General features: G+C 57.9%; 9 protein-coding genes. 6 read left to right on the forward strand and 3 right to left on the reverse strand.

The features are described 5' to 3' along the window. Positions 1–33: 33 nt before the first annotated feature. From tssK to ACR0FG_RS02600, 5 genes are all read left to right on the forward strand, one after another. Positions 34–1,374: a type VI secretion system baseplate subunit TssK gene (gene tssK, locus ACR0FG_RS02580; RefSeq protein WP_480889767.1), complete on the forward strand. Its 1,341-nt coding sequence runs from the start codon at positions 34–36 to the stop codon at positions 1,372–1,374. 97 nt (positions 1,375–1,471) lie between these two features. After that, on the forward strand, positions 1,472–2,893 hold the full coding sequence (gene icmH / locus ACR0FG_RS02585) for a type IVB secretion system protein IcmH/DotU (protein ID WP_480889769.1): 1,422 nt from the start codon (positions 1,472–1,474) through the stop codon (positions 2,891–2,893). After that, positions 2,893–6,465: a type VI secretion system membrane subunit TssM gene (tssM, locus tag ACR0FG_RS02590; RefSeq protein ID WP_480889772.1), complete on the forward strand. Its 3,573-nt coding sequence runs from the start codon at positions 2,893–2,895 to the stop codon at positions 6,463–6,465. The genes icmH and tssM overlap by 1 nt, the downstream gene beginning before the upstream one ends. Next, a complete protein-coding gene (gene tagF / locus ACR0FG_RS02595; RefSeq protein ID WP_480889774.1) occupies positions 6,465–7,151 on the forward strand; it encodes a type VI secretion system-associated protein TagF in 687 nt (228 codons plus the stop codon). Before tssM ends, tagF begins: the two co-directional genes overlap by 1 nt. Further along, positions 7,148–7,870 carry a PP2C family protein-serine/threonine phosphatase gene (locus tag ACR0FG_RS02600; protein WP_480889777.1) on the forward strand — a complete coding sequence of 241 codons (723 nt, stop codon included), beginning with the start codon at positions 7,148–7,150 and terminating at the stop codon, positions 7,868–7,870. The genes tagF and ACR0FG_RS02600 overlap by 4 nt, the downstream gene beginning before the upstream one ends. A gap of 1 nt (position 7,871) precedes the next feature. On the opposite strand, the gene ACR0FG_RS02605 is transcribed toward ACR0FG_RS02600, so the two are convergent. Genes ACR0FG_RS02605 through ACR0FG_RS02615 form a run of 3 tightly spaced genes read right to left on the reverse strand, consistent with a single transcriptional unit; the run spans position 7,872 to position 11,950 of the window. After that, positions 7,872–9,107: a hypothetical protein gene (locus ACR0FG_RS02605; protein WP_480889779.1), complete on the reverse strand. Its 1,236-nt coding sequence runs from the start codon at positions 9,105–9,107 to the stop codon at positions 7,872–7,874. A gap of 20 nt (positions 9,108–9,127) precedes the next feature. After that, a complete protein-coding gene (locus ACR0FG_RS02610; RefSeq protein WP_480889780.1) occupies positions 9,128–11,341 on the reverse strand; it encodes a serine/threonine protein kinase in 2,214 nt (737 codons plus the stop codon). A gap of 36 nt (positions 11,342–11,377) precedes the next feature. After that, complete coding sequence (locus tag ACR0FG_RS02615) at positions 11,378–11,950, reverse strand: OmpA family protein (protein ID WP_170710776.1); 573 nt, start codon at positions 11,948–11,950, stop codon at positions 11,378–11,380. Positions 11,951–12,116: 166 nt separating this feature from the next. Here ACR0FG_RS02615 and ACR0FG_RS02620 point away from each other — a divergent pair, with 166 nt between their 5' ends. After that, positions 12,117–12,956 (forward strand): M15 family metallopeptidase, encoded by an 840-nt coding sequence (locus ACR0FG_RS02620; protein WP_170710775.1) that lies wholly within the window; start codon positions 12,117–12,119, stop codon positions 12,954–12,956. Position 12,957 lies beyond the last annotated feature (1 nt).

A 12,957-nucleotide genomic window follows, 5' to 3' on the forward strand; every position in this document is an offset into this window, starting at 1 on the left:
TGCTGGGGCGGCAAGAACAAGGGAGGGCAGCCATTGTCCTGGGACAGCAAAGTGCTTTGGACCGAAGGGTTGTTTCTGCAACCCCACCACTTTCAGCAGGCCGACCGGTATTCCGAGGCGTTGGTGGCCGGGCTTGCGCGGCGTGTGACGCCTTATGCGTGGGGCGTGAGCGCGCTTGAGATTGATGATGAGGTGCTGAAGGTTGGACAGTTCGCATTGAAGTCTTGTTCGGGGCTGACGCCGGATGGACAGGTGTTCCGCGTGCCACAGGCCGAAGATCACCCACCCGCTTTGGAAGTGCCCGAGACGATCAAGGACTGCGTGGTTTATTTGACTGTGCCGCAGCGCCGACAGGGCGCGGCTGAGGTTGACCTTAGTGGGGCCGAACAATCGGTCAGTCGTCTGCGCCCGGCCGAGCAGGAAATCACCGATGTGATGAGCCAGCAGAAAAAGCCGGTGACGCTGGGCGTCGGCAAGTTGCGTCTGCAATTTGCACTTGCGGTCGATGATCTGGCCGACAAGCTGGCCATCCCGATCGCCCGGATTATCGAGGTTCGCCCCGATAAAGAGATCATTCTGGATCGCGGTTTTATCCCCTCGGTGATGGATGTCCGCGCGGCCCCGGCGCTTGCAGGCTTCATGAACGAGCTTGAAGGAATGCTGTCGCATCGGATGCAGGCGCTGGCCGGTCGTTTGTCCGACGGCGGTCCTGCGAAGGGTGCAGCCGAGATTTCGGATTTCCTGCTGCTGATGGTTATTAACCGGAACCTCCCGCTAGTGCGCCATTTCGCGAATATCGAGAATGTACACCCCGAATATGCCTACCGCGTTTGCGTGGCTCTTGCCGGGGAGCTTGCGACCTTCATGAGCGCCGAAAAAGAAGCGACCCAGTTTCCGGCATATCAGCATGACGATCTAACAACCTCGTTCGCGCCGGTGATCCGTACCCTGCGCCAGTACCTGAGTTCGGTGCTTGAGCAGACCGCTGTATCGATCCCGCTGGAGGCGCGGAAATATGGTATCAGCGTGGGCGTGATCGCAGACCGCAAGCTCATAGGCAACGCAGGTTTTGTGCTGGCAGTGAATGCGGATATCCCGGCCGAAGACGTGCGGCGCCACTTTGCCGGGCAGGCCAAGACCGGCCCGGTCGAGGAAATCCGCCAGCTTGTGAATTCGGCCCTGCCGGGCATAACGCTGCGCCCACTTCCGGTCGCTCCACGACAGATCCCTTACCATTCGGGCGTCGTATACTTCGAACTGGATGCAGCCAGCCCATACTGGGGCAAGATGACAACTTCGGGTGGCATTGCCGTGCATGTGTCCGGTCAGTATCCGGGTCTACAGATGGAGCTGTGGGCGATCCGCAACCAGTGAACGTGAACGCATTCACAGGCTGCTGCGAAACAATTTGATAGGGCATCCCATGTGGGTCACACTGTGATTTGGGTGCCTTGAGGAAACAGGTCAAACGATGTCCGACAAAGATCCTTTTGCCGAACCGGACGACACCGACAAGACGGTGATCCGACCCAATCCGGGTGGTCGCCGACAAACGGGTGCTGCGCAACAGCCCGCGGGATTTCCGAATCCGATGCAGCAGCCGATGGCTCCTCAACCAACTGCGCCTGATCCTGGCAACATAGGGTTCGGCGTGCCGCAGGGGCAGGCAACGCAGACGAAACCTCCGCAAGGTGCTGCGGAAGATGTTGCCGTTACGGGGATGAATCGCCTGAATGCCTGCGCGGCCCCGTTGTTTTCCCTGATCAGTCGAATTCGCAATCGCGCGCAGCATATGGATCCTGACAAGCTGCGCCAAAGCGTCGTGGCCGAGGTGCGGGCGTTTGAAAATGCGGCGTTGCAGGCAGGGATACCAGCGCAGACCGTCAAGATCGCTCGATACGCCTTGTGCGCGACACTGGATGATGTGGTGTTGAATACACCTTGGGGTGGGCAATCCAGCTGGGCTACGCAATCGTTAGTGGGGACTTTTCACCGCGAAACCGTTGGCGGAGATCGCTTTTACGATTTGCTGGCGCGTCTGGAACAGGATCCGGCCAACAACATTGAGCTGCTTGAATTCGTCTATATGTGCCTGTCGCTGGGGTTCGAAGGCCGCCTTAGGGTCGAACAGGGTGGCCCGGACAAGCACATGCAGATCAGGCAGGGTTTGGCGCGGATTATCCGGGCGCAGCGGGGTGACGTCGAACGCGATTTGGCACCACATTGGGAAGGGGTAGATAAACCCTACCGCGCGCTCAGCATGTGGAAGCCGGTCTGGATTGCCCTTGGCGTCACGGCTTTGTTGCTGATGATCGAATTTGGCGGTCTGTCTTACGCCTTGTCGAACCGGACAGAGAACCTTGTGGGTCAGATGTCCGTGATCGACGCAGGCCCGGTGGCTGAATTGCAACGTCGTGCCCCTCCGCCGCCTCCGCCGCCACCGCAGGCGCAGCCGCAGGTTGAAAAAGTGGTGGCTTTCCTGAAGCCAGAGATCGACGAGGGGCTGGTCGAGGTTTTCGAGAAAGGCAACACGCTGATCATTCGCATCAAGGGATCGGGGATGTTCGGATCGGGGTCAGACCATTTGCAGGACAAATTCCGCGAGCCTGTCCGCCGTGTTGCCGTCGCGTTGAACGACGAACCCGGTTCGGTCATTGTTGCTGGGCATTCGGATAATGTACCAATCCGCTCGTCCCGGTTTCCGTCCAACCTTGCGTTGTCACTGGCACGGGCAAAATCTGTGATGAACCAGATGGCGGGCGACTTGGCGGATCCCAATCGCCTCAGCGCCGAAGGCCGAGCAGATAGCGAACCCATAGCCGATAACTCTACCCGCGAGGGTCGGGCGACCAATCGCCGTATCGAAGTCCTGCTGGTTCAGGAGGAGAACTGATGTATTTCCTCAAAATCCTGAAATTCATCTTCATGTCGATCTACACGGTGCTGTTCTTTACAGCCACCGCATTGGCATTGAGCCTGTATTTCTTTGGTCCGCTGATCGGGTCAGATGAATGGCGACCGTTTGACAGCATGACAACGCGCCTGATCTGGTGCGGGGTCATTTATGTGCTCTTCCTGGCTATCGCGCTGACCATCTTCTTCGTTCGCAGGCGGCGCGAAAAGAAGCTGACCGAAGAGATCACGGAATCCGTCAGTGATGGCGGCGACATGATCGACAGCGAGATTACGGAACTGCGTGGCAAGCTGAAAACCGCGATGGCTGCGTTGCGCAAGTCAAAGAACGGGCGCAGGCATCTGAACGAGTTGCCGTGGTATGTGATGATAGGCCCGCCGGGTGCAGGCAAAACAACCGCGATTGTCAATTCGGGGCTGAACTTTCCGCTTGCTGATGAGTTGGGAAAAACCGCGATTGGGGGCGTCGGTGGCACCCGGAACTGTGATTGGTGGTTTACGGAAAACGCTGTGCTGATCGATACGGCGGGGCGTTACACGACGCAGGAAAGCGATGCCGAGGTCGACAACGCAGCATGGATCGGGTTCCTGAACCTGCTCAAGAAGTACCGCAAGCGGCAGCCGATTAACGGGGCGATGATTGCGATTTCGCTGTCTGATCTGTCACTGCAAGACGAAATAACCCAGAAAGAACATGCAAAGGCCGTACGTCGTCGCCTAGAAGAATTGCGTGAGAAACTGGGTGTTCGATTCCCTGTTTATATCCTGTTCACCAAAGCGGACCTGATCGCCGGTTTCGCCGAGTTCCATGATAATCTGGGCAAGGAAGATCGCGAACAGGTTTGGGGCTTTACTCTGCCGCTGGACAAGTCCCGTTCAGAACAATCACCCGTTGCGGCATTTGATGAAGAGTTCGCCTTGCTGCTGGGCCGTTTGAACGCGCAGTCGCTTGAGCGGATGCAGACCGAGACCGACCCGCAGCGGCGTGCGCTGATTGCGGGTTTCCCGATGCAAGTGGCGTCGGTCCGTAAGGTCGCGCATGAGTTCCTGACCGAAGTATTCCAGGACAGCCGCTATCAACACCGTCACATGTTGCGGGGTGTGTATTTCACGTCTGGTACGCAGGAAGGCACGCCGATTGATCGTCTTATGCTGGGCATGGCGCGAACCTTCGGGATTGGCCGTCAGGCTATCGGATCGGGGCAGGGCTCGGGTCGGTCCTATTTCTTGACGCGGTTGTTTGATCAGGTGATTTTTCGCGAGGCGGGTCTGGTCAGCGCCGACGACAAGGTCGAGCGACGCTATAAGATCACCAAATGGGTTTCCATTGCGGCCACTGTTCTGGCCGCTATTGGCGTTGGTGCCCTGCTGGTTCGCAGTTTCATGGACAATTCCGACCTGATTGCCGAGGCGCAGGAAGGGGTGTCTTCCTATCAGGCCGCCGCGGCAACGCTACCTCCCAGCCCGGTGGGTGATACCGATCTGGTGCCTGTTGTTCAGGCGTTGAATACGTTGCGCGATTTGCCTGCCAATCCGACGCTCAGCGACCCAGACCCCGAACGGCGCCTGACCTATGGCCTGTATCAGGGCGAGGTGATCGGTACGCAGGCCGCACAAACCTATCGCGCCGCGCTTAACCAACGGTTCCTACCGCGCCTCCTGCTACGTCTTGAAGAGCAGATGAGCGCCAACATCAACAACCCGGATGTGTTGTACGAGGCGCTCAAGGTCTATCTGATGCTGGGTCTGCAGGGGCCGATGAATCAGGATCTGGTCAAGGAATGGATGAATATCGACTGGACCGTTTCCTTCCCTGGCCCTTCGCGCGAACAGTTCCGAGCGGATTTGAATGACCATCTGGATGCGTTGCTAAGCCAGCCCATGCGTGAGGTGGCGCTGAATGGCCCGATGGTCGATCAGATACAGGGTATCCTTTCAGAGCTGCCACTGGCGCAGCGCGTGTACAACGGCATCGTGTCCAGCCCGGCGGCGACCGCATTGCCGCAGTGGCGGATCACTGATGTCGGTGGCCCTGCGGTGGCGCGTGTGTTGGTGCGATCCTCGGGCAAACCCTTGAACGACGGGATCGAAGGTATCTTCACCTATAACGGCTTCAACAACGTCTTTCTGGGCGAGGCGGTCGGTGTGGCCAAGCGAGTGCAGAAAGAAAGCTGGGTTCTGGGGCCGCGCGGCGAAGCTGAGCAGACCGAACAGGCGCTCGCAGCGCTCAGCCGCGACGTGCTGGACTTGTATTACAACGACTACATTGCACGGTATGATGCGATGCTGGGTGATATCGACATTGTGCCGATGGAAAGCCTGAGTCACGCGGTCGAGGTCACAAACGTGCTGTCCGGGCCGACATCGCCCATCGTTAATGTGCTCAATTCGATATCGGACGAGACCAAACTGACGGAAAGCCGCTCGGCGCTGGTTGGGAATGATGCTTTGAACGAAGGATTGTCTGACGCCGCCAGTCTTGAACTGCAATCCGCGACATCGGTGCAGACGCAGATTCTGCTGGAGGCCTTGGCCAAATCCAGCGGCGTGGGCACCAACGAACCCGTGCAGGAACCCGGACAATATGTCGAGGACCGGTTCGATTGGCTGCATCAACTTGTTGACCAACAGGAAGGGCAGCCGTCGCAGCTAGACCTTCTGATAGGATCTCTCACTGAGGTTTATCAGGAGCTGAACAAGATGTCGTTCAGCGGTGTCTCTGGCGGCGAAACCGGTCAGGCGCTGCAGCAATTCCAGCAAGAGGCTGCGCGCATTCCGGGGCCGATGGAACGCTGGGCGGTGCAAATTATCGACGGATCGTCCGGCATCACCTCGGACAGTACACGTGCATCGATCAATGCGCGCTGGCAGGCCAATGTTCTGCCGTTCTGCGAGCAGGTCGTATCTGACCGTTATCCGTTCAATCGTCGGTCGGGCGCGGATGTGTCGATGGGTGATTTTGCCAAGCTGTTCGGCCCGCAGGGGCTGATCGATAACTTCTTCAACGACAGTCTGGCCAAGCATGTGGATATGCGTACGCGGCCATGGTCATGGAAATCCGGGGTCAACGCCACGGATCTGGGGATCAGCCAGGCGGTTCTGACGCAGCTCCAGAACGCTGCCGAGATCAAGGAAGCATTTTTCGCCAACGGGCCGCAGCCGCAAATCCAGTTCCAGATCATGCCCGAAGCGCTTGACCCCAAGGCCAAAGGCGTGACGCTGGAGATCGATGGACAATCGCTGGAGTTCCGCCACAAGGGCGGGTTGCCCTCGCCGATGGCGGTCACATGGCCCGGTTCCGTTGGACTGGCTCGCGTCACATTCGAACCGCAGAAGCGGAACATTGAAAGCGTTTTGTCCAAGGACGGGCCATGGGCGTGGTTCCGTCTGCTGGACGCCGCCGAGGTTCGCCGGACAAATGTCTCTGACCGCAAGAAGGTGATCTTTAATGTTGGTGGCCGTATCGCGATTTTCCAGTTGCAGTCGGGCTCGGTTATCAATCCATTCGCATTACCCGCTTTGCAAAAGTTTAGCTGCCCAAAGTCGTTCTGATGCAGCAACCGGGGTTTGGCGCATTCGGCAAGATGCCCTCAGTCGGGGATTTCTTTCGGCTTGGCACCGCGCAGTCATTTGTTCAGCCTTGGGACGAATGGATACAACGTAGCATGTTGTCCGCTTCTCAAGCATTGGGACAAGCTTGGGACGAACACTACATGTCGTCACCGATCTGGCGGTTTTGCCTGTCACCGGGGCTGGCCGGTCCGCAAAAGATGCTGGGGGTTCTGATGCCCTCGGTCGACCGCGTCGGGCGGCGATTTCCACTGACGCTGGCGGCAGGGCTGTCCAACGAAGGATCTGCTTTGCTTGCACATTTCCGGGCATCTGAGACTTTCCTCAAGCTCGAAGATCTCGCGCTTGCATGTTTGGAAGATGATATGACCCGCGACCGTCTGGCTGAACATCTGGCCACGCTGAATGCGCCGCAGCAATTGCCAACAGCACCGGTTCGCGCGCACGGTCAGACCATGGTTCTGACGCGCGGAGAGGTCTCTGAAAGTCTGCTTCCGGATCTGGCCGCGGGGCTGATGTCGCAAAGATATCGCACTCCCAGTATTTGGAGCACGGAAATCGGCGGCGTGCCCCGCATGATGGTCTGCGAAGGTTTACCGGATGGACCAAACATGCAAGGTTTGTTCAACCTTCACGCCGCACTCTGGACCGAGGCCAGGCCACTATGAATTCAAGTCATCGCGTTCGGTACAGTGCCCGCAGTCATGTCGGTCACAGGCGAAAAATCAACGAAGATGCGGTGCTGGCTTTGCCCGAGGAAAGTCTGTGGCTGGTTGCCGATGGCATGGGCGGGCACGAAGCCGGCGACTATGCCAGCCGCCTTGTTGCGGATATGGTCGCGGCCATGCCCCCCGGCCTGCCCCCGTCCGAGCGTCTGGGGGCGCTACGGGACGTCATCACGCGCGCCCATTCCGTGATCCGGCAAGAAGCCGACGCGCGCGGCAGCGGGACGATCGGAACCACAGTGGCCTGCATGATGCTGGCGAACGGGCACTTTGTTGGACTCTGGGCCGGAGATAGCCGGATTTACCTGCTGCGGGATGGCAAAATCCAGATGCTGACCACAGATCACTCTCTGGTGGCCGATCTGGTTCTGGCCGGACAGTTGACATGGGATGAGGCAGAGCAGCATCCGCAGTCCAACGCGATTACTCGCGCGGTCGGCGTTGGTGAAGAGCTGGAGCTTGATAAAATCCGCGGTGAGGTCCAGCCAGGTGATCGTTTCCTGATCTGTTCGGACGGGCTAAGCAAATACGCCACGTTCTCGATGCTCGAGAAGGCTTTGTCAGAGATGCCTATCGAAACGGTGGCAGACCAGCTGATTCAGGTCGCGCTGGATGGCGGTGGTGCGGACAATATCACCGTGGTTGTGGTGGATATTCTCTGATCTAACTGAACGAAGGTAGGGGTGGTAAATCAGGTGCAGGCGGCAGTTGCATCCCGGCCAGACTGTCCGTGATCGCGCCGATATCCGTATTGCAGGCGTCACAGGGCCCCAGAGGCAATCCGGGAAGAGAGTCGGCTAGCTTTTTCAACGCCTCCAGCGTTGGGGCGATAGGCACTGCTGGCGGCTGCACGCTCATCGATGCGGCCAGATTCATTGCACCGCTTTGGGCCGCTTGTGCGCCTTGGGTGACATCTTCAATCTTCGGCAGCGCATCCAGTTGCATCTGTAGCGCTTGTGCTTCAAGCGGCACGGGGACGTTGAGGCGGGCCATATAGTTGAGCATCGCATTGACGCGTGCCATCCCGGCAGGTGTCATCGCGTCAGGGCCAAAGGCTTCTTGAATCGTTGCCAGATCCTCTAACTGATCCGCCATCGCCTGAAGATCTTCCAGCGATACAGGCAGATTGGGGACCGGGATCGTCGACAGCGCTGCCAGCTGGCTCATCAGCGCCTTCATCATATTCGGATCGGTGACCGGCGGCAGTCCCAGTGCTGCCGGTGCCGTTGCCGCCGGGGCAAGCAGGGCGAGTTGCTTGGCAAGGTTGACCTTGGGTAGCGGCAACCCAAAAGGTGGCATCGTGATGCGCGGCAGCTTGGCTGCAAAGTTCAACGCCGCCGAGCAGGTTCCACGTGAACCGCCAGCCTCGCCGACCTCCATTTTAGCTTCGTGCGAGAAATCCAGCCCGGCCAGAGCCATCGGGCAGATGCCCTGCGCCCGCAGCGCAAGAGTCATTTTGGCGGCGAGCGTCATGTTCTGCATTTGCGGCGCGGGTATTTTCGGCATTGACTGCGCCTGCGGCAGAACGTTCTTGGCGAGGCTCACAACAGCTTGTTGTATCTGCGCCAACATGGCTCTTGGGTCAGTCACCGGGTATCCGGTGGCCGCCAGCTTCATCATCATCGAAATTGCCCCACCGCCTCCTGGCGGCAGGATTGCGGGCAGAGCAATATTGGGGGCTTTCGCAGCCATCGTCGCCCGCAAGTGCATATCAGGCGTCATGGCGGGCAGCATCGCGTTCAGCTTCATGTCCGCCCGTGCCTGCCCTCCTGCTGTGCCTTGCAAGCCCAGCAGGGTCAGCAGTTTCATCATCGACTGAGGAACGGCCTGCACCGACAGGCTTGCCGTTGGTGTCAGGCTCGGGATTGTGGTCGCGTTGGATTTGCAAAAGCAGGGCATGGCGTTGGCTCAGACCGTTTCTACTGGGCTACGGTTGTCAGAATGCGGCTGTCCAGTGAAAGAACTTGTGCCTCGACATTGCGGTCTTGTTCGCGAAGAGACTCGGCATAGCTGGCGGCGGACTCTTCGGTCGGGCGCAAGGTATTAAACAACTTTTCATCTGAGTGCAGCACGATCAGTTTGCTTTTGCCCAGAGAAGACTCGTCAATATTGAAAGCTAGAAGGCTTTCGTTTTGGCGATATTCGTCAATCGAGTAGGTGACGCGTACAGATGTGGGGCCATTGTCGCCTGCTCGGAGTGTTTCAATATCGTTGTCGGGGCGGTTCAAATTTGGCAGTAGATGGAACACGCTGCCAGACACATCCAAAATCGAAACTGACAAATAACCGTTCTGCACGTCTCCTGGCAGATTGACATCGATCACCGGATTCTGCCCAACAGTATATTCCCCGGTTGGATTTGGTCTGATGCCGTTGCCTTCTTCACCAGTAAACAAAGAAATCGTGATATCACTGGTTGGCGCGTTGGGCAGAAAGTTCTCGACTAGGCAAATCGAAGGATTCAACACCTCGATCTGGTTCAAATCCAGTGGCCGCGCCCCGCCAAGGGCTGTCAGGGCCGTTTCCAGCCCGATCAAACTGTCCTGCGATGCCAAAGTGCCGCTGACCCGTATCGGTGTTTCTGGTCCGTATCCCGTCGTTGGTGCATCCACCAGCTTCAGTGCCCCGCAATCTGCAAGGCCGGACAGGATGGGGCGGATTTCGTCTGGTGACAGGAACAGCGACTCAAGCTCGATCTCGGCGGTTCCCTGTAATCCGGCAGGTAGTCCTGCGGAATAAAGTTGCTCCAACTCGGTGTGCAATGCCTGGTCGGTGGTCTGCCCGGTGAGCTTTGCATCGTTGCCATCGACCACCAGACGCCACTCATCAAGATCCATCGCCGATTTGATCACATCATTGACGGCTGTTCCCCAATTCTCGGCGATATCGCCGGTGGCCAGTGTCAGATCGACTTCTCCGCCCTGCGCGGTGATCTCGCCGGTCATAGAGTCCCGCGCCGCCTCGGACGGAACAAACCCCACCACGCGTGGGGGCAGGCCATCGCGTTTGTCGGCAACCAGCGTATAAGGCGAAACTGCGGGGTATTGCGGGCCCAGGAAGCTATCAAACACGCCGCCCACATATCCGCCAACTCCCAGACCGGCGATGGCCAGCACGCCAAGACCCGCCACTAGGCCGCCACGAGACTTTTGGGGTTCAATTGCTTTGGCAGCCTCAGACCTACGAGCAGGTGTTTCGGGCTGGGCTGCAGGTTGCGCCAATTTTGGTTCCGGCGCTTTAGCTTTGCTTTTTGGAATGATGACCGTTGCATCATCATCTGCACCCGCTTGAGGTGCTGGCGCACCGGTCCGAGCGGTTGCCAGGGCGCGCAAAACCTCGGTTGCGGTTTGATACCGATCATCCGGTTCCGGTGCGGTCATCTTGTCGAGGATTGACTTCAGAGGCTCGGGAACACCTTCGGTATTCAGGGGCACTTTCTTGTTCTCGACCACTTCCAGCAGGTTACGCCCTGCATCCGCCCGTTCGCCGCGAAAATTGGCCAACAGAAGCGCGCCCAGCGAATAAATATCCGTCCGCTGATCGGTCTTTCCTGACAGCTGTTCCGGCGCGGCATATGCGTATTTTCCGGCAAATTCGCCGCCGACAATGGTTTCGGCCCCGGGGTTGGTATCTTTGGCGATGCCGAAGTCGATGATGACGGCCTGCGCCGGATCACCATCGCGCAGAATGATATTGTCCGGGCTCAGATCGCGATGCACGATGTTGCGGGCATGAGCGGCCTCCAGCCCCTCGCACACCCTTTTGCACACGGTCAGAATTTCATTTGCTGGCATTGGGCCGGCGTTCAGCTTCTGATCAAGCCCGGGCCCGTCGACGTAATCCATCACAAGATAGACATGGCCGTCCGCAGTCCGGTTGTTTTCAGAATAACGAACAACCGCGTCATGCCGGATATCGCGAATTTCCTCTTCGCGGGTCAGCAATACCAGATAATCGTCGTTACTGGAAAATTCGGCCTTCAGAACTTTCAGGGCGGCAAGCCGCCCCGAGATCTCGGAGCGGGCCCGATAGACGTCAGATGTACCGCCCCGCCCAAGGATTGCTTCGATCCGATATGTATTGTTCACCAGATCGCCCGGCTGAAACAGGTCGCCTGCGCGGGATTCGGTCATGCTGCCCTCTAGTTCGTTCGTTTGTCGCGTTGGCGATCAGCCGAGGGCCTGGAATTCGACGCGGCGGTTTTCGTCCGCACGCGGGTTATCCTTGTTCAAGGGTTCCGCTTCACCAACTCCGAGCACTTCAAGCCGCTCTTCTGCAATGCCGCAATCGCCAACCAGGAATCGTTTAACCTCTTTCGCGCGCAACAGCGAGAGATTTTGGTTATATTCCGCAGAACCAGCGCTGTCGGTGTGGCCGATGATCTGGAACAGGTTGACGTCGACGCCTTTCATGGCCTGACACAGGGACGACAGCTTGGGCTTTTCATCCTCGCGCAACGCGGCCGAGGCAAAGTCGAACCGGATCTGGATGTTGACCTGATCTTCCTGGGCCACCGGCTGATACTCTGCGGGGGCGGCAGCAACTGTTGTATCAGTTGTATCGGTCCCGGTATTGCCCTGGCTTGACGGGACCAGCACCAGCCCGCGCGTTTTCTGTTTGTTAAACGCGTCGGTGATTTCGTCGGCTGTAAGCTCGGTGTTCTGAGCCGAGGCGAATTGGGCTGCGCAGATGACGGCAATCGCAGAAGCGCAGATGGTTTTGATTGAAGATGTTGTAGACATGAATTTCCCCTACCTATTTGCGCAACAGACTACCCCTGGGTCTGAACACGAACAATGAAGAATGTCACACTTCGCTCTGACATTTTTTGGGCAACCTCGTGACATCGCCCCTGCGTGCTTCTAGGTTCGGTGAGAGAGGCGGCAGAAAACAGGAAACATCACCGATATGCGTATCGTTCCAGCGATAATTCTTGGGGTGGCGATCATTCTTGCCCCGATCATCTGGTATGTCTTTCCTTTGATTGTGCCACTTGAAGAGAATTTTGAGGGGCCCGCTATCGACTCGGGTGCGCGGATCGAGATTGAAATGCTTAGCCAGCAGGTTGAGGATATGCGCAATCAGATCGAGCAGCTGTCGCTTGAGGTATCGCGTACGCAAAGCGGAGGGACAGTGCTGCCGCAATCGGGCGATGGCGCTGATGACTACGGATATGATGCAACAACACCGAACGAGATCATCGACGCCTATGCGCAGGTTGTTCTGATCGCTAATCGCAAAAAAGTGAACAAGGACCTGGAGCTGGCAAACTCGTCTTTTCTGCGAGAGACGTTTGGCTTGCCGCGCGAAGATCTGACAGATGAATGCCAATCAATGACCAATGCGCGCCTTGAAGACAAGCTGGTGCTGGAAGAGGTGGGGCCAGTGCGCGTACGCATGTTGAAACCTGCGGTCGATTCTCTGCGGACCGTGTTCGACAATATTCGCCGCACCGATCCTGACCTTTATGCTCGTATCAACACCGCCGGATCACTCTGTGTTCGCCGCATCAGGGGCGCAACTTCTTCTGCATCTGCACACGCTTACGGGCTTGCGGTCGATCTGAACATTGATGGGGTTCTGGATACGTTGGGCGACGGAAGAACTCAGCTTGGCTTAACCATTCTTGCTGATTTTTTCCGCGAGGAAGGCTGGGTGTGGGGTGCGGCCTGGGGGCGCGAGGATTCCATGCATTTCGAGGTCAGCCGGAACAAGATCGAAGAATGGCTGGACGCCGGGCTGCTTTGAA

This window comes from Ruegeria sp. E1 (assembly GCF_056534225.1).